Below are 16,507 nucleotides of genomic sequence, written 5' to 3' on the forward strand. Positions count from 1 at the left end.
ACCCTGCTCACTACGGAAGACAACTGTGGTGGGTCCAACGACACGAAAGGTGACCAGCCGGTGGCTCTGATTGTTCAGAAATATGGAGGCTCCTCCCTGGAGAGCGCGGAACGGATCCGTGCCGTAGCGGAACGGATCGTCGCCACCAAAAAGGCCGGAAACGACGTCGTGGTCGTGTGTTCCGCGATGGGAGACACGACCGATGAGCTGCTGGATTTGGCCGCCCAGGTCAACCCCGTCCCGCCGGCGCGCGAGATGGACATGCTGCTGACCGCCGGCGAGCGCATCTCGAACTCGCTGGTGGCGATGGCCATCGAGTCGCTCGGCGCGGAGGCGTACTCCTTCACCGGTTCCCAGGCCGGCGTGCTCACCACGGAACGCCACGGCAACGCCCGCATCGTCGACGTCACCCCGGGGCGCATCCAGGAGGCGCTTGACGACGGTAAAATTTGCCTCGTCGCCGGTTTCCAGGGCGTCAACAAAGACACCCGCGACGTGACCACCCTGGGCCGCGGCGGTTCCGACACCACGGCGGTGGCCCTGGCGGCGGCGCTGAAGGCCGACGTGTGCGAGATTTACTCGGACGTCGACGGCGTGTACACCGCCGATCCGCGCATCGTCCCCGACGCGCAGAAGCTGGACAAGCTCAGCTTCGAGGAGATGTTGGAACTGGCGGCCTCGGGCAGCAAGATTCTGGTGCTGCGCAGCGTCGAGTACGCCCGTGCGTTCAACGTGCCCATGCGGGTACGGTCGTCTTATAGCAATGACACCGGCACGTTGATTGCCGGTTCGATGGAGGATATTCCCGTGGAAGAAGCAGTACTCAGTGGCGTGGCCACCGACAAGTCCGAGGCCAAGATCACCATCATGGGTGTCAAGGACACCCCGGGCGAGGCCGCCAAGGTGTTCCGCGCGCTCGCGGACGCCGAGATCAACATCGACATGGTCCTGCAGAACATTTCTTCGCTGGACGACAACACCACCGACATCACCTTCACCTGCCCGCGTTCCGACGGCGCCCGCGCCCTCGAGATCCTCAAGAAGATGGAGATCGAGGGGGAGTGGAAGAACGTGCGCTACGACGACCAGATCGGCAAGGTCTCGCTCGTCGGCGCCGGCATGAAGTCCCACCCGGGCGTGACCGCGGAGTTCTCCGAGGCCCTGCGCGACGAGGACATCAACATCGAGATGTTCACCACCTCCGAGATCCGCATCACCGCCGTCGTCCGCGAGCACGACCTGGACAACGCGACCCGCGCGCTGCACGACAAGTTCCAGCTCGGCGGCGGCGAAGCCGCCGTCGTGTACGCCGGCACCGGACGTTAAACCTCAGCGCACCACAGATATAAGGAGATCATCTTTCATGACCACTGTTGCAGTCGTCGGAGCCACCGGCCAGGTCGGGCGCGTCATGCGCTCCATCCTGGAAAAGCGCGAGTTCCCGGCCGATAAGGTCCGCTTCTTCTCCTCCCCGCGTTCGGCCGGTTCCGTGCTGACCTTCCGCGGCGAGGACGTCGAGGTCGAGGACCTGACCCAGCAGACCGAAGAGTCGCTGCAGGGCATCGACGTCGCCCTGTTCTCCGCGGGCGGCTCCACCTCCAAGGAGTGGGCCCCGGTCTTCGCCGCCGCCGGCGCGACCGTCGTGGACAACTCCTCGGCCTACCGCAAAGACCCGGCCGTCCCGCTGGTCGTCTCCGAGGTCAACCCGGACGGTACGAAGGACCTGGAGAAGGGCATCATCGCCAACCCGAACTGCACCACCATGTCCGCCATGCCGGTGCTCAGCGTGCTGCACAAGGCCGCCGGCCTGAACGCCCTGCACGTGGCCAGCTACCAGGCCGTCTCCGGCTCCGGACTCGCCGGCGTGGAGACCCTGTTCCATCAGATCGACCAGGTCGGCGACGACCGCGCCGAGCTGGTCGAGGACGGCTCGAAGCTGCAGCCGGAGGACCTGGGCCCGTACGTCGGCCCGATCGCCTTCAACGCCCTGCCGATCGCGGGCAGCCTCGTCGACGACGGCAGTTTCGAAACCGATGAGGAGCAGAAGCTGCGCAACGAGTCCCGCAAGATCCTGGGCCTGCCGGACCTGAAGGTCGCGGGCACCTGCGTGCGCATCCCGGTGCTCACCGGCCACACGCTGGTGGTGCACGCGAAGTTCGACGACCCGATCACCCCGGGTGAGGCGCAGGAGCTGCTCGACGGCGCCGCGGGCGTCAAGCTCGTCGACGTGCCCACCCCGCTCGCCGCCACCGGCGTCGACGAGTCCCTGGTCGGCCGCATCCGTCAGGACGCCACCGTCGACGACAACAAGGGCCTGGTCTTCGTGGTCGCAGGCGACAACCTGCGCAAGGGCGCGGCCCTGAACACCGTGCAGATCGCCGAGCTGCTCGTGTAGCCAGATTCAGGATGCAGCGTCCCCGGTGACTGGCCGACGACGGCCCGGTCACCGGGGACACGTGTGTTCGGGGCGCGTCAGGACTCGGTGGGGCGGGTTTCGGGGACGGTGGTGTCGCGCCGGGTGGCGCGCGGGAGGAACGACAGCGCCACCATCGTGACGCCGAGGCCCAGGTGCAGCCAGTTATTGGCGTCGCTGAGCGGGACGAAGTTGGCGGCGGAGTCGAAATCGACGATCAGGCCGTAGATGCACAGCACGAGGTGGAGGAGACCGCCCCACAGCAGGTAGTGGCGGGCCGCGCCCGCCGTGCGGGCCAGGAGGACCCCGGCCACGCCGAAGAGCAGGTGGACGATGTTGTGGAGAATGGAGACATGGAAGATCCCCAGCAACATCGCGTCGCCTTCATGGCCGGCGAACTGCAGGGTATCGAGGTTGGTGGTGAGTCCCGGAATGAAGCCGGCGACGCCGACCAGGAGAAAGACGATTCCGTAGATGAGTGCGACGATCTGCACCGGTGAACGACCGGCGCGTGTACCGGTCTGGGTAGACGTGGTCGTTATGGCACCTTTCCGTGGGGCCGACCGCGGAGTCGACGAGGTCGATTCACACGCAGCGACGAGGCGCGTGCCGCGGAGGGAGGCCCTTGTACCATGCGCCTCACGCGTCACTGCCGTGCCACTGCCAGCGTAGCCATCTGCATCGTCGCCGGCAGTGTGGAAGACGGCCATCGCTGCCCCGGCGTCCCGTGTTTGCCTCAGGCGCTGTGGCGTTCCGCGTCGTCAAGATCCGCGCGGTCGACGCGCAACAGCGGGCCGAGCTCGCGGACGGGGATGACGGAGACGTCGTGAATTTTCCAGTGCGCGTTCTGGCAGAGCTCGCGGGCGTCGATGAGCTCGGCGGCCGTGACCTCGTTCGCCCGGTGGGGCACCACGTAGGCGTCGACGTAGAAGTATTGGCCTTCCTCGCGGGTGCGGTTGCCCACTTCCCGCACCCACGGCAGCTGCGCCAGGCGGGCGTTGACCAGGGCGGGCACCGGGTGCGGCTCGGAGGTGCCCAGCGTCTTCGGGGTCGCTTCCACCATGGAGGTCAGGGAGCCGCGTAAATTCTGGTAGCCGTCCTGGATGATGTCTACGGAGATGATGATCGCGGCGATCGCGTCCGCCCACCAGATGCCCAGGCCGATGCCCGCGATGCCCGCGATGGAGGCCAGCCCGGCCATCCAGTCGGCCTTGTTCATCTGCGCGTCGGCGAACAGGGCCTTGTTGTGCAGCATCTTCGCCGGTTTCATCTTCAGCCTGCCCAACGCCAGGGGCGGGAAGAGGGTGATGAACATGAACCCGATCATGATCCAGCCTTGCCAGACGTCTTGGCCGAAGACGACGAACACGCCGACGTCCGGGCGTTCGGCACGCAGCAGCGTCATCACGGACTGAAACAACAAGAATCCGCCGAAGGCCAGCAGCGCCGCCCCGGCGACCAAGTGGGCGACGTCCATCGACTGGAGGAAGCCATAGGGGTGGTTCCTCGTCGGCCGACGGCGGGCCACCCGCATGCCGATCAGGTAGGCCAGCGGCGGGACCATGCCCAGCAAGTCTTGGATCCAGGCGGCCTGCATCGCCTGGGAGTTGCCCTTGATCAGGAAGAGGATGACGGTGTCGACGAGCAGGTAACCCAGCGTCCACCACGCGAGGACGGCGCCCAGGCGGGCGGCCCGGCGTTGGGGCTCGGGGAGGGAGGGGGTGTGGCCGGAAGGGGCGGCGCTCATGTGCCCAGACTACAATTTTCGGGCCCGGGTGCACGGCCACGTGGGCGTCGATAAGCCCAGTCAGCCCTGCGGCCGGTCAGCTCCGCCCTGCCCGGCGTCGTACTCCGCGCGGGTCTGCGGATCGGAATGGTCGACGTAGACGACGTCGGAGGCCGGGTCCTCCCGGTCGTAGTCGAGGTCGCGTTCGGACTCGAGCTCCTCGTGGATCTCGTCCTCCAGCTGCTCCGTGAATTCCTCGTCCGGGATGTTCGACGCGGCGATGATCTTGCCCAGCTCGCGCTGCTGGCGCTTGGTGAAACGCAGGCGCGGATCCATCCGGCGGCGGGTCAGATCCTTCGCGCGCACGCGGCGGCGACCCTCCGCGCGCAGCTTCGAACCGCCACGCAGCCACGCCACAGCCAAGACCGCGATCATGACGATGCCCAGGTAACCCAGCGCCGGGTAGACGTAGGAGACCAGGTCGCTGAAACCGACGAAGGACAGGCCGAAGCCGATCAGGCAGGCGACGATGAACACCGGGCGGTACCACTCGCGGCGGTTACGGGTCAGGCGTTTGCCCAGCGCGTAGAACATGCCGATGGCGGTGTTGTAGATCATCGCGAAGATGACCACCGACATCAGCAGGCCCAGGATCGGGTGGATGTCGTCGATCAGGGCCAACACCGGAAGTTCCGCGCCGCCGACGGTCTCCACCTCGAGGAACAGCGCGGCGACCAGCAGAAGCAGCATGACCAGGAAGAAGAGGCCGCCGATCAGCCCGCCGACGCCGGCGGCCTTGGTGTCTAAGAAATTGCCGCCGATGACCGCGGCCATGGACACGGCCGTCATGACGCACAGCCCGACGTAGTTGAGCGCGGCGATCCACCAGTTCGGCAAGGTGGTCTGGACCTCCTGGGCCGCGACATTCAACCCGGCGACGTCGTAGTCGGCGGTGAACAGCGTCCAGACGGTGACGAACACGATGAACACGATCACGAACGGGGTGACCGCGCCGATGATCTTCGAGACTTTATCCACGTCCAGCATGCCCGTGACCAGCACGAGGACGAGCATGAGCAGCGCGCCGACCCACACCGGCCACCCGAATTGCTGCTCCAGGTTGGAGCCGCCGCCAGCGAACATGACGAAGCCGATCGCGAACAGCGTCACCACCGTCGCGATGTCCAGCAGCCAGGACATGGTTTTGCCTGAGATGCGGGACAGCACCGCCGTGTGCTCCTGCGCCTGGAAATAACTGCCGAACTGCAGGATGGCGATACCGCTGACGATCATGAGCACGGAGGCTAAGAGGGCGCCCGCCAATCCCCAGGTCCCGAATGCCACGAAAAATTGCACGGCCTCCTGCCCGGAGGCGAAACCCGCGCCGACGATCACACCGGTGAAAGCCAGTGCGATGCCTAAACCTGTTCTGAACATACTGCTGGTCTCCTTCACAGGGGCGTTGCCCGTTGTTCGAATGTCCGTATCCCCCCACTTAACTGGAAGACGGCGAACCTCGCCACAGGAAGACGGGTCAGCGTTGAGGCGGCGTCAGCGCTCGTTCTTCTTCTGCTCCTGCGCGATGAGATCCTTGCGGGCCCGGGCGACGCGGGAGCGGATGGTGCCGATGCGCACGTCGGAAATTTTGGCGGCCTCCTCATAGGAGTAGCCGAGCACCTGAGTCAGGATCAACGCTTCGCGACGCTCCTCCGGCAGGTCGTCGATGAGCGAACGGGCGTCGATCCAGGCCGACCAGGAGGAGGGGTCGGCGCCGGCGACGGTGGAGGCGGAGGCGGCGTCCTCGTATTCGGTGGCGGACTTGCGCGGGCGGGCCATGTCGTGACGGATGTTGTCCACCCAGACGCGCCGGGCCAGCGACAACAGCCAGGTGCGGGCGGAGGAGCGGGCGGCGAAACGGGGGAGTGCGCCCATGACGCGCAGGTAGGTTTCCTGGGTCAGGTCGTCGGCGACGTCCTGACCTCCCAGGTGGGCGAGCAGACGCCAGACGTCGTCTTGGGTTGCGCGGATGAATTCCGTGAGCGCTGCGCGGTCGCCCCGCCCGGCCAGGAGCGCGAGGTCGGTGACGCGTTCATCGTCACGCGCGGAATGTCTGGTCACGGTTACTGAGGTTAGCAGGCAGAAAGAGGGTCTTAAGGCCCGTGCCGGGCGTCACTTTCTTCTCTATGCTGGGCCTTGCGGGCGCCTATCAGTTGAGCTAGACTATTAGTAACGCACGATAGATAGGGTTCGCTTAACTCGAAGGAGACACACCATGGCAAACATCGACGACATTCTGTCGCAGGGTCGCCGCAACCCCGCGCACAAGCACACCACCCGCCACAACGGCGCCCCGATCCCGTCCGAGAACCACTCGATCACCCAGGGCAAGCAGGGTTCGGTCATTCTCGATGACATCCACCTCGTGGAGAAGCTGGCCCACTTCAACCGCGAGATGGTCCCGGACCGCATCCCGCACGCCAAGGGCCACGGCGCCTTCGGTGAGCTGCACGTGACCGAGGACGTCTCCCAGTACACCAAGGCCAAGCTGTTCCAGCCGGGCGCCGTCACCCCGATGGGCATCCGCTTTTCCACGGTCGCCGGCGAGTCCGGCTCCCCGGACACCTGGCGTGACGTGCACGGCTTCGCCATGCGCTACTACACCCAGGACGGCAACTACGACATCGTGGGCAACAACACCCCGATCTTCTTCGTCCGCGACGCCATGAAGTTCCCGGACTTCATCCACTCGCAGAAGCGCCTGGAGGCCAACGGCCTGCGCTCCGCCGACATGCAGTGGGACTTCTGGACCCGCGCACCGGAATCCGCGCACCAGGTCACCTACCTGATGGGCGGCCGCGGCACCCCGAAGACCAACCGCCACATGAACGGCTACGGCTCCCACACCTTCCAGTGGATCAACGCCGCCGGCGAGGCCTTCTGGATCAAGTACCACTTCGTCTCCCAGCAGGGCGTCGAGAACTTCACCGACGCCGAGGCCACCGAGATGGCCGGCATCAACGCCGACTACCACCGTGAGGACCTGTGGGAGGCCATCGAGCGCGGCGACTTCCCGAAGTGGGACGTCTACGTGCAGGTCATGCCGGTCGACGAGGCGGAGGACTACCGCTTCAACCCCTTCGACCTGACCAAGATCTGGTCCAAGAAGGACTACCCGCGCATCAAGGTCGGTTACTTCGAGCTCAACCGCAACCCGGAGAACTACCACAATCAGATCGAGCAGATCGCCCTGGACCCGTCCAACCTGGTTCCGGGCGTGGGCTTCTCCCCGGACAAGATGCTGCAGGGCCGCATCTTCGCCTACGCGGATCAGCAGCGTTACCGCATCGGGCCGAACTACCGTCAGCTGCCGGTCAACCGCCCGGTCAACGGCGACGTCAACACCTACTCCCACAAGGGGCAGATGGCGTACGAGCACAACGACCCCGACGCTCCGGTCTACAGCCCGAACGGCCGCGGCAAGGGCGCCGGCTACCTGGATGACGGCGTGACCTCCAACCACGGCGACTACTTCAGCGACGCCAACGACTACGGTGAGGCGGACGACGCCATGGTGGGCCTGAACACCCACGGCGACGAGCTCTACCGCGGCACCTACGTCAAGCACGCCGAGGACGACGACTTCATCCAGCCGGGCACCCTGTACCGTGAGGTCATGGATGACAAGGAGAAGGAGGAGCTGGCGGACAACATCACCGGCGCCATGGTCGGCGTCTCCCCGGACGTCGAGGAGCGCTGCTACTGGTACTGGTCCTCCGTGGACGAGAACCTGGGCAAGCGCGTCAAGGAACTCTTCGCCGCCAAGAAGGATCTGCCGGAAGATCACAAGTAAGGTAGTCCCGACGCCCGCTCCGGCGGCCGGCCTGACCGGACGCCGCGCGCGCTGACACGGCACAAGAAGCGCCCACCGATTTTCGGTGGGCGCTTCTTGCTGTGTTTCGAGATCGGCCGGGCGTGACTACAACCTTGAAACCCATGGTCGACGTACCTACCGTGGGCGGTGTAACCCGCACCACACGATAAAGGAGAAGACCATGGCAGAGAAGAAATACACCCAGTCCGTCACCTCCACCGGCGGCGGCCGCGACGGCCGCATCACCGGCGACGGCCAGATGAACATGGACCTGCGCCCGCTCGACGCCAAGGAAGACGGCACCAACCCGGAGGCGCTGCTCGCCGCCGCGTGGGCCGCCTGCTTCAACGGCGCCCTGCAGAAGACCATGAAGGAAGAGGGCGTCGACGTCGACGCGCACACCCCGTCCGTCACCGCGCACGTCAGCTTCTACACGCTCGATGACGGCGGCCTCCAGCTCGGCGCCGTGCTCGAGGCGTCCTTCGAGAACCAGTCCGGCATCGACGACATCGAGGGGCTGCTGCGCAAGACGCATGACTTCTGCCCCGTGTCCAAGGCCTACCGCGGCGACCTCGTCGAGTTGAAGGTCGCTCCGGCGGCCTAACCGCGGCACCTCTTGTCGGTGAGTCTGCGCCCGCCGTGTTTTGGGAGGGAATACCGTAGAAGCCATGTCTTCCGGGTCCCAGAACCGCCTGCGCGGCGTGCGCGGCGCCATCCTCGCCATCCTGCTCGTCCTGCCCCTGATCGCCGGCGCGCTCTTCGTCGCCGGCGACGGCATGGACCCCGCCCGCACCTGGTCCGCCGACGGTGAGGCCACCGGCGCCCCCGCCGATTCGCAGGCCATTCTGCCCGCAGACCTCGTCGACGCCCGCCGCGCCGCCGGGGAGGCGGGCGCCCAGGCCAGCCTGCTGACCACCGGCACCGAAGAGCTCGCCGACGGCGCCGCCGAACTCCGCGAAGGCGTCGCCCCCTTGCAGGAGGGCGTCAGCGAGGTTGCCGAGGGGGCCGGGGAGCTGTCCCAGGGCATGGTGGAGATCCAGGCCGGGGTGGGCCAGTTGGGCGTCGGCGCCACCGAGATCGCGGACGCCGTGGGCGGCGCCGTCGACGGCGTCGTGAGCTTGGACGCCATCCGCGGCCAGATCATCGGGGCAGTAGACCGCACAGTCGCGGAGCTGGAAGACAACGACGACCCGAACGCGGTGGAGCTGCGGGAAGAACTCCTCGGCCTGAACGAACAGCTCACCTTGGTCGACATCGCCCCCGACCTGGCCGATCAGCTCATCGCGCTGCGCGACGGTTCCCGAGAGATCGCCAACCAGCTGACCACCCCGGGTTTCGCCTTCCATGACGGCATCTACGCCGCCACCCAGGGCGCGGCCGACCTCAACGCCGGGCTCGGGGAGGTCGACGAAGGCATGGCCCAGGCCGTCGACGGCATCACCCAGCTTGACGACGGCGCCACCCAGATCGACACCATGGCCACCAACGCCCACAACCGGGTGGATTCCGTCAACCGTTCCCTTCCCGCCGTGGCCCCCGTCGCGGAGGAAGCGACGGAGGAGGGGCCGACGCAGTCGCTGTCCCCGGTCGTGGCGATGCTCATCGCCGCCCTGGTGATGCTCGCCGGCGCCGCGATCGCCCTGGCCGCCCACCTGTTGCCCACCCGTCGCTGGCTCATCGTGCTCGGCGGGACGGCCGCCACCCTCGTCGCCGGCATCGTCGCCCTGCTGGTCCTGGCGACCGGGCTGAGCGCCGCCTCCGTGTGGCTGTCCGCCCTGGCGCTCGCCGTGGGCGCTCTCGCGGCAGTGGGTCTGACGAGCGCCGGAATCAAGCTCTTTGGCGTTATCGGCGGCGTGGGCGTCATGGCGGTGCTCGGCGTGCTGCAGCTCGGCGTCGTCGGCTGGGTGTGGAAGACCGCCACCGCCACCCAGGTCGCCGACTGGCTGCAGGTCGTCGCCGCTTTGCTGCCCCTGCACTGGGCGACGACCGCCCTCAGTGCGGCCGGCAATGTCGGCGCCTCCGGGCCGTTGTGGCTCGGCGTGGGGGTCCTGGCCGTGGTCGCGGCCGTGGGCCTGGTGATCGTCGGGACGGGGCGACCCCGGGCGGCTGCGGATGCGGCGGCAGCGCCGGGCGGGGAGCCGGGGGCCGAGGGGGACGACGTCGTCGTTGACGTTGACGCCGAAGCGCCCGCGACGGAAGTCTTCTCCCGGGAATAGCGGGGCGGGGCACTGCGGTTTCGGCAGGTGGTGAGACCTGGATGCAGACAATTCAGGTAACCGCCGCCGCAGGATCTCGCGTCACGTGGTTTATCACCATCCGGAATTCCGCATACGCCCCTCAGGGCGACCGCGCACACTCACCCCGCACGCACAACGACGAAACCCCAGGCGATTAAGCCTGGGGTTTCCAGTGGTCGGGATAACAGGATTTGAACCTGCGACCTCCTCGTCCCGAACGAGGCGCGCTACCAAGCTGCGCCATATCCCGGTGTACTCCGTGGTACGTGAAACACTGTATCGCACGGAGTTTGGAATAAGCAAAACGGCTGGGCAACACGTCTTTCAGGCGTCGGCTCAGGCGTCGGCACGCTCCGTGATGCGCAGCAGGGTGGCCGAGGGCGGGCACCACAGCCGGGCCGGGGCGAATTTCGAGGTACCCAGGCCGTTGCTCACGTGCAGCTTCATGCCCTTGTGCTCGTGCAACCCCTGGGCGCGGCCGCGGTCGATGCCGGAGTTGGTGACGATGGCTTTCCCGCCCGGCAGACACAGTTGTCCGCCGTGAGTGTGGCCGGCCAGCGCCAGCTGGTAGCCGTCGGCGGCGAAACGGTCGAGCACCCGCGGTTCGGGGGCGTGCAGCAACCCGATGGTCAGGTCGGCGTCCTCGTTGGGGGCGCCGGCGATCAGGTCGTAGTCGTCGAAGTCGTGGTGGGGGTCGTCCACTCCGGCGGCGGCGATGCGCACGGGGCCGACCTGGAACTCCAGCCGCTTGTGGGTGGCGTCGTACCATCCGCGTTCAACGCAGGCGGCGCGCAGATCTTTCCACGGCAGCTCCACGTAGGAGGGGGCGCGCTTGCGCTTGAACAGGTACTTCGCCAGGTTCGGCATCCGCGGTTCCCAGTAGTCGTTGGTGCCGAAGACCATCATGCCGGGGCGGTTCAACAGGGGGCCCAGGGCCCGCAGGGCATCCGGGACGGCGCGCTTGTCGGAGAGATTGTCGCCGGTGTTGACCACCAGGTCAGGGGAGAGGGAGTCGAGGGCGGAGACCCACGCGATTTTCTCCTCCTGGCCGGGGATCATGTGCAGGTCGGAGACGTGCAGGAGCCGGAATTCCTGCTTGCCGCGCAACGTGCCGGGCGGAAGCAACGGCAGTTCATGTTGTTTGAGCTGGAAATTGTTCAGTTGGTTGTAGCCCCAGGCGGCCAGGCCGACGCCGGCTGCGGCGCCCGCGCCGAGGGAGGACAACACCACTTTGTTCATCGCACTCACCCCGTCGAGCCTACCCGCGAGTACCGTGGGGATATGAGTGAGTTGAAGGAAACCATCCGCCAAGACCTGAAAACGGCCATGAAGGCCCGCGACAAGGGCCGCACCGGCACCATCCGTATGCTGCTGGCCGCCATCCAGGCAGAAGAGACCACCGGCGCCAAGCGCGAGGCCACCGACGAAGACGTGATCAAGGTGATCGCCCGGGAGGTCAAGAAGCGCCGCGAGTCGGTGGAGATCTACACCCAGAACGGGCGCGAGGACTTGGCGGAGACGGAGCTCGCCGAGATCGCCGTCTTGGAGGACTACCAGCCGGCGCAGCTTGACGACGCCGCCGTCGCCGAGATCGTGGACGCCTCCGTGGCGGCGGTCGCCGCCGAGCAGGGCGTCGACGTTTCCGAGGTGGGCATGCGGCAGATGGGTCAGGTCATGAAAGAAGCCACCGGCCGGGCGGCCGGTGGCGTGGACGGCAAGCGCCTGTCCGGCGCCGTCAAGCAGCGCCTGGCCGGTTAAAGCTCCTTAGAGCAGGGAGCCGAGGAAGTCGTCTATGTCGCGCTGAAAGCCGCGGATGTCTTCTTCGGTGATCCCAAATTCGGGGAGGGCGGGGGCGTTCCCGGGGGCCGGTGCGGGGGCGGGTTCCGCCTCAGCGGGAACCGGAGCCGGAACGGGGGCCGGCGCCGGGGCCGCCTGCGTCGTCACGGAGGTGGGTGTGCCGTCAGAGACCAGCAGAACCACTTCCTTGTCCCCGCCCGGGATCATGGAGACCTGGGAGACCGCGCCGTCGGGCATGCCCGCGCCGTCACCCCGGCGGGTGTCGGCCACCGAGTAGCCGGCGTCTTCGAGCATCACCCGCGCCGAATCGGCGGATAGCCCGATGACCTGGTTGAACAAGGTGGCGGACGTGCCGGCCCCGTACAGGGAGTTGGCGGCCGGGACGTAGCCGGCGGCCGCGCTCGGCATCCGCTGCACCGTCTGGTAGAAGGTGCGGGCCGGCTCCAGGCCGCCGTAGAGCGAGCCGCCGGAGCACTGGCGCACCGGGGAGGTGCACAAAGGCGTGGTGTTGGTGCCGTCGTTGTAGATGTACGGCGCCATCGCCACTTCACTGTTGAAGCCCAGGAACGCGGAGGACTGGTGGGACTCGGTGGTGCCGGTCTTGGCGGCCGCGGTGCCGGTGAAGCCGGTGGCGTTGGCGGCGCCCGCGGCGGTGCCGTACTCCGTGTCCGCGGTCATGGCGCTGGCCAGGGAATCGGACAGGTCGGCGTCGAGCACGCTCTCGCACTCGGGACGCTCGAGGAAGACTTCCTGGCCCGTGCGGTCCTGGACGGAGGAGATCGGGTTGGGCTCGCACCAGCGGCCGGAGGAGGCCAGGGTGGCGCCCACGTTGGACAGCTCCAGCGGGTTCACCGCGGTGGGGCCCAGGGTGTAGGAGCCGAGGTTGGCCTCCTTGAAGTACTCGGCGATGGAGTACTCGTCGTTGAAGGTGCCTTCCTCGGTGTAGCTGCGTAGGCCGAGCTTGACGGACATGTCCACCACGGCCTCCACGCCCACCTGCTCGATGAGCATGATGAAGGTCGTGTTCGGGGAGTAGGCCAAGGCCTCCTCCAGCGTCATCTGCGACTGGTAGGTGCCGGCGTTTTCCACGCAGTAGGTGTTCGGCGGGCATCCCGCGGCGCCGCCGGAACCCATGCCCCGGGCCTCGTAGCGGGTGGGCACGGGCAGGGTGGTGTCCAGCCCCACGCCCTGCTCCATGGCCGCGGCGGCGGTGAAGACCTTGAACACCGAACCCGCGCCGTTGCCGATCAGCGAACTTGGCTGCGGCAGGTACGTCTGGCCCGCCTCCAGGTCGAGGCCGTAGTCGCGGGAAGAGACCATCGCGAGGATGTCGCGGCTGTCCTGGCCCGGCTCAATCACGTTGAGAACCTCGGCCACGCCCGGCTGGGAGGGAGATACCATGCTGGTCACCGTGTCGTGCGCGACGTTTTGGGCCTGCGGGTCCAGCGTGGTGGTGACGGTGAAGGAGTCGGTGCGCAGCTGCTCTTCCGTGATGCCCTTGGCCTGCAGGTAGGTCACGGCGTAGTCGCAGAAGAAGCCGCGATCGCCGGCCCCGATGCAGCCGTTGGGCAGGGTGGCCGGCGACTCCAGCACCCCCAACGGCTCCGCCGCGTGGGCGTCGGCCGTGGCCTGATCGATGTAGCCGTACGCGGCCATCGACTGCAGCACGGTGTTGCGGCGCTCCACCACGACGTCGTAATTGGTGTACGGGTTCAGGTACTCCGAGGACTGCACCATGCCCGCCAGCATCGCGGACTGCGGCACGTTCAGTTCGGCCGCGGAGAGCCCGAAGTAAGTGCGGGCCGCGGCCTCAATGCCGTAGGCGTGGTTTCCAAAGGGCACCAGGTTGAGATAGCGCGTGAGGATCTCGTCCTTCTCCAGCTCGTCATCGAGCTGGGTGGCCATGCGCATCTCCCGCAGCTTGCGGGGAATAGATTGCTCGGTGGCGGAGGCCTGATCCTCGGAGGAGTCGGCCTCGACGTGCAGCAGGTAGTTCTTCACGTACTGCTGGTTGATCGTGGACGCGCCCTGCTCCACCCCGCCGGCGAGCAGGTTGGTCACCAGGGCGCGCAGGGTGCCCTGAATGTCCACGCCCTCGTGCTCGTAGAAGCGGTGATCCTCGATGGAGATGATTGCGTCCTTCATGTTCTGCGAGATCTGCTCTCCCGACACCGGATGGCGGCGCTGATCGTAGAGCCACGCCATGGGCTCGCCGGTCGCGTCGTTGATGGTCGTCACCCCCGGCGTCCACCCGTCAGTCATGTCCGCGAGGTTGGACTGCATCGTTTCATTGGTGCGTGCGACGGCAGCCCCCGAGACGCCGGCGACCGGGGCCATGGCCAGGGCGCCGAGAACTCCGGCCAAGACGGTGGCGAGGATGATCTTGACGGTGGCGCTGAGATTCTTCGCATCATTCACGCTCCATACCCTACGGGCTGAAGGAATGAAGCGACATCTTTGCGGGGGCCACGATCCCCCACAAAGTGTGACGTATTCGACGGGAATATTATTTTGTGCTTAGAATAACCTCCTGAATCTATAGCTTTTACAAACGACGGGAGGATCTCGGGATGGCCGTGCAAGTGGATGGTTCGAAAACTCGGCCGCTCAGCTTTGAGCGCGATGAATGGGTCGCTCGATCCGTATGTCGTAACGGGGATCCGGACGCGCTGTTCGTCCGTGGCGCGCAGCAGCGGGAGGCGGCCACGGTGTGCCGCGGGTGCCCGGTGGCGGTGGAGTGTCTCTCGGACGCGTTGGACAACCGCATTGAATTCGGCGTCTGGGGAGGGCTGACGGAGCGGCAGCGGCGCGCGCTGCTGAAGAGGAATCCCGACATCGAGGATTGGGCCGGTTACCTGGCCCACGGCGGGAAAATCGACGGCGTCTAAAACGGCGCCCGGAAGTCTGTAGGGTGAACGGTATGACTAAATGGGAATATGCGACCGTGCCACTGCTGAGCCATGCCACCAAGGCGATCCTCGATAGTTGGGGCGAGGACGGGTGGGAGCTCGTGACCGTTCAGCCGGGGCCCAACCCCGAAAACTCCGTCGCCTACATGAAGCGCGAGGTGCAGTAGATGGGCGCCGTGACTGACCGCCTGGGTGAGCTCGGCGTCGAGCTGCCCGCCGTGGCCGCGCCCGTGGCGGCCTACGTGCCCACCGTGCGCGTCGGCGACCAGGTGTGGACCTCCGGCCAGTTGCCGTTCGTGGACGGCTCCCTGCCGGCCACAGGCAAAGTCGGCGGCGAGGTCTCCGCGGAAGACGGCGAGGGCTACGCCCGCACCGCCGCGTTGAACGCGCTGGCGGCCATTGACGCGGAAGTCGGGATCGACAACGTCGCCCGCGTGCTCAAGGTCGTGGTGTTCGTCGCCTCCGAAACAGATTTCCACGGCCAACCGCAGGTGGCCAACGGCGCCTCCAACCTCATGCAGGACGTCTTCGGCGACGCCGGAATCCACGCCCGCTCCGCCGTGGGCGTGGCCGTGTTGCCGATGAATGCGCCGGTAGAGGTCGAGGTCGTCGTCGAAGTCGCGTCCTGACGCCCCGCCCGACAGTGACTCAGGCCCTCCCTTAGGGAGGGCCTGATTTGTTTCTGCGAAACGCCTGGCGGGCGGTAGGCTGTTGGCCATGGAGCATCCTGCGTATAGCCAACTGCGACCGGTGACCACGTCCACCTCCGTGGTCTTGTGCGCAAATCCCAGCTACACCGCCTTGGAGGGGACGAACTCATGGCTGGTGCGAGCCCCGGAGGACGACGCGGCCATCGTCATCGACCCGGGACCGGAGGACGAGGGACATCTCAACATCCTGTCGGCGAGGGGGGAGCGGGTGGCGCTGATCCTGCTCACCCACCGCCACGACGACCACGCGGAAGGCGCCCGCCGCCTGCGCCAGCTGACGGGTGCGCCGATCCGCGCCTTCGACGAACGGTACTGCTCCGATGACGCGGAAGCGTTGACGCACGGCGAAATCATCTCGCTGGACGACGTCACCCCCGAGATCGAGGTCGTGCACACCCCCGGCCACACCGCGGACTCCACGAGCTTCTTCGTCTGGTCCGGCGAGGCCAAAAAAACGGCCCTGGAAGGCATCGTCTCCGGCGACACGATCGTCGGCCGCCACACCACCATGATCTCCGAAACCGACGGCGACCTGGGGGACTACCTCGATTCCCTGGACCTGCTGGCCACCCGCGGCGAAGGCGTCCCCCTGTTGCCGGGCCACGGCGCAAACCTGCCGGACACCTCCGTGATGGCGCAGAAGTACATCGAGCGCCGCAACTACCGGCTGCGGCAGATCCGGGAGCAGCGGGCCGAACACGGCACCGACATCGATCTGCGCACCCTGGTGGAGAACATGTACGACGACGTCGACCCGGTGCTGCGCGGGGCCGCCCAGCAGTCGACGCGCGTGGCGCTGCGCTACCTGGCGGAAATCGGCGAATAACGCGCCCCGCAACCACTC

The 16,507-nt window shown here is 66.9% G+C and carries 16 protein-coding genes and 1 tRNA gene; 10 read left to right on the top strand and 7 right to left on the bottom strand.

All coding sequences use genetic code 11. The features are described from left to right. Positions 1-60 precede the first annotated feature (60 nt). Both B841_RS01475 and B841_RS01480 read left to right on the top strand, forming a co-directional pair. The gene (locus tag B841_RS01475) at positions 61-1,326 is read left to right on the top strand and encodes an aspartate kinase (protein ID WP_020933707.1); all 1,266 of its coding nucleotides are present in this window, start codon (positions 61-63) and stop codon (positions 1,324-1,326) included. Between the two features lie 37 nt (positions 1,327-1,363). Further along, entirely contained in the window at positions 1,364-2,395 is a 1,032-nt protein-coding gene (locus B841_RS01480; RefSeq protein WP_020933708.1) for an aspartate-semialdehyde dehydrogenase, read from the top strand. 77 nt (positions 2,396-2,472) lie between these two features. On the opposite strand, the gene B841_RS01485 is transcribed toward B841_RS01480, so the two are convergent. The 4 genes from B841_RS01485 to B841_RS01500 form a co-directional block, all read right to left on the bottom strand. Beyond that, a complete protein-coding gene (locus tag B841_RS01485; protein WP_020933709.1) occupies positions 2,473-2,907 on the bottom strand; it encodes a DUF4383 domain-containing protein in 435 nt (144 codons plus the stop codon). Positions 2,908-3,149: 242 nt separating this feature from the next. Continuing rightward, positions 3,150-4,160, bottom strand: coding sequence for a cation transporter (locus B841_RS01490; RefSeq protein ID WP_020933710.1), 1,011 nt, complete (start codon positions 4,158-4,160; stop codon positions 3,150-3,152). Between the two features lie 60 nt (positions 4,161-4,220). Then, positions 4,221-5,576: a YkvI family membrane protein gene (locus tag B841_RS01495; protein WP_020933711.1), complete on the bottom strand. Its 1,356-nt coding sequence runs from the start codon at positions 5,574-5,576 to the stop codon at positions 4,221-4,223. A gap of 114 nt (positions 5,577-5,690) precedes the next feature. Then, positions 5,691-6,257, bottom strand: coding sequence for an RNA polymerase sigma factor (locus tag B841_RS01500; RefSeq protein WP_020933712.1), 567 nt, complete (start codon positions 6,255-6,257; stop codon positions 5,691-5,693). Between the two features lie 154 nt (positions 6,258-6,411). Here B841_RS01500 and B841_RS01505 point away from each other — a divergent pair, with 154 nt between their 5' ends. The 3 genes from B841_RS01505 (at position 6,412) to B841_RS01515 (ending at position 10,226) form a co-directional block, all read left to right on the top strand. Beyond that, positions 6,412-7,989, top strand: a complete 1,578-nt coding sequence (locus B841_RS01505) for a catalase (RefSeq protein ID WP_020933713.1) — start codon at positions 6,412-6,414, stop codon at positions 7,987-7,989. A gap of 202 nt (positions 7,990-8,191) precedes the next feature. Continuing rightward, positions 8,192-8,614, top strand: a complete 423-nt coding sequence (locus B841_RS01510; RefSeq protein WP_020933714.1) for an Ohr family peroxiredoxin — start codon at positions 8,192-8,194, stop codon at positions 8,612-8,614. A 64-nt stretch (positions 8,615-8,678) separates the two neighbouring features. Further along, a complete protein-coding gene (locus B841_RS01515; protein ID WP_020933715.1) occupies positions 8,679-10,226 on the top strand; it encodes a hypothetical protein in 1,548 nt (515 codons plus the stop codon). A 194-nt stretch (positions 10,227-10,420) separates the two neighbouring features. On the opposite strand, the gene B841_RS01520 is transcribed toward B841_RS01515, so the two are convergent. Further along, positions 10,421-10,497, bottom strand: a tRNA-Pro gene (locus tag B841_RS01520). 86 nt (positions 10,498-10,583) lie between these two features. After that, positions 10,584-11,486 carry a metallophosphoesterase gene (locus B841_RS01525; RefSeq protein ID WP_020933716.1) on the bottom strand — a complete coding sequence of 301 codons (903 nt, stop codon included), beginning with the start codon at positions 11,484-11,486 and terminating at the stop codon, positions 10,584-10,586. Between the two features lie 42 nt (positions 11,487-11,528). Here B841_RS01525 and B841_RS01530 point away from each other — a divergent pair, with 42 nt between their 5' ends. Beyond that, positions 11,529-12,005, top strand: a complete 477-nt coding sequence (locus B841_RS01530) for a GatB/YqeY domain-containing protein (RefSeq protein WP_020933717.1) — start codon at positions 11,529-11,531, stop codon at positions 12,003-12,005. Between the two features lie 6 nt (positions 12,006-12,011). Here the strand turns inward: B841_RS01530 and B841_RS01535 are convergent, their stop codons facing one another. Beyond that, a complete protein-coding gene (locus B841_RS01535; protein ID WP_020933718.1) occupies positions 12,012-14,462 on the bottom strand; it encodes a transglycosylase domain-containing protein in 2,451 nt (816 codons plus the stop codon). Positions 14,463-14,614: 152 nt separating this feature from the next. Here B841_RS01535 and B841_RS01540 point away from each other — a divergent pair, with 152 nt between their 5' ends. The 4 genes from B841_RS01540 (at position 14,615) to B841_RS01550 (ending at position 16,489) form a co-directional block, all read left to right on the top strand. Then, positions 14,615-14,932: a WhiB family transcriptional regulator gene (locus B841_RS01540; RefSeq protein WP_020933719.1), complete on the top strand. Its 318-nt coding sequence runs from the start codon at positions 14,615-14,617 to the stop codon at positions 14,930-14,932. A 32-nt stretch (positions 14,933-14,964) separates the two neighbouring features. Next, positions 14,965-15,120 (top strand): hypothetical protein, encoded by a 156-nt coding sequence (locus B841_RS13965; RefSeq protein WP_020933720.1) that lies wholly within the window; start codon positions 14,965-14,967, stop codon positions 15,118-15,120. Continuing rightward, on the top strand, positions 15,121-15,582 hold the full coding sequence (locus B841_RS01545) for a RidA family protein (RefSeq protein ID WP_020933721.1): 462 nt from the start codon (positions 15,121-15,123) through the stop codon (positions 15,580-15,582). It begins immediately after the preceding gene. 88 nt (positions 15,583-15,670) lie between these two features. Further along, a complete protein-coding gene (locus B841_RS01550; RefSeq protein WP_041631687.1) occupies positions 15,671-16,489 on the top strand; it encodes an MBL fold metallo-hydrolase in 819 nt (272 codons plus the stop codon). Positions 16,490-16,507 lie beyond the last annotated feature (18 nt).

It is taken from the genome of Corynebacterium maris DSM 45190 (assembly GCF_000442645.1).
Lineage (GTDB): Bacteria > Actinomycetota > Actinomycetes > Mycobacteriales > Mycobacteriaceae > Corynebacterium > Corynebacterium maris.

What these genes read in the sequence shown, in the direction of transcription:
- B841_RS01480 (WP_020933708.1), top strand. Translation starts at nt 1,364, where the DNA reads ATGACCACTGTTGCAGTCGTCGGAGCCACCGGCCAGGTCGGGCGCGTC.
- B841_RS01490 (WP_020933710.1), bottom strand. Translation starts at nt 4,160, where the DNA reads ATGAGCGCCGCCCCTTCCGGCCACACCCCCTCCCTCCCCGAGCCCCAA.
- B841_RS01495 (WP_020933711.1), bottom strand. Translation starts at nt 5,576, where the DNA reads ATGTTCAGAACAGGTTTAGGCATCGCACTGGCTTTCACCGGTGTGATC.
- B841_RS01505 (WP_020933713.1), top strand. Translation starts at nt 6,412, where the DNA reads ATGGCAAACATCGACGACATTCTGTCGCAGGGTCGCCGCAACCCCGCG.
- B841_RS01510 (WP_020933714.1), top strand. Translation starts at nt 8,192, where the DNA reads ATGGCAGAGAAGAAATACACCCAGTCCGTCACCTCCACCGGCGGCGGC.
- B841_RS01515 (WP_020933715.1), top strand. Translation starts at nt 8,679, where the DNA reads ATGTCTTCCGGGTCCCAGAACCGCCTGCGCGGCGTGCGCGGCGCCATC.
- B841_RS01525 (WP_020933716.1), bottom strand. Translation starts at nt 11,486, where the DNA reads ATGAACAAAGTGGTGTTGTCCTCCCTCGGCGCGGGCGCCGCAGCCGGC.
- B841_RS01530 (WP_020933717.1), top strand. Translation starts at nt 11,529, where the DNA reads ATGAGTGAGTTGAAGGAAACCATCCGCCAAGACCTGAAAACGGCCATG.
- B841_RS01540 (WP_020933719.1), top strand. Translation starts at nt 14,615, where the DNA reads ATGGCCGTGCAAGTGGATGGTTCGAAAACTCGGCCGCTCAGCTTTGAG.
- B841_RS13965 (WP_020933720.1), top strand. Translation starts at nt 14,965, where the DNA reads ATGACTAAATGGGAATATGCGACCGTGCCACTGCTGAGCCATGCCACC.
- B841_RS01545 (WP_020933721.1), top strand. Translation starts at nt 15,121, where the DNA reads ATGGGCGCCGTGACTGACCGCCTGGGTGAGCTCGGCGTCGAGCTGCCC.
- B841_RS01550 (WP_041631687.1), top strand. Translation starts at nt 15,671, where the DNA reads ATGGAGCATCCTGCGTATAGCCAACTGCGACCGGTGACCACGTCCACC.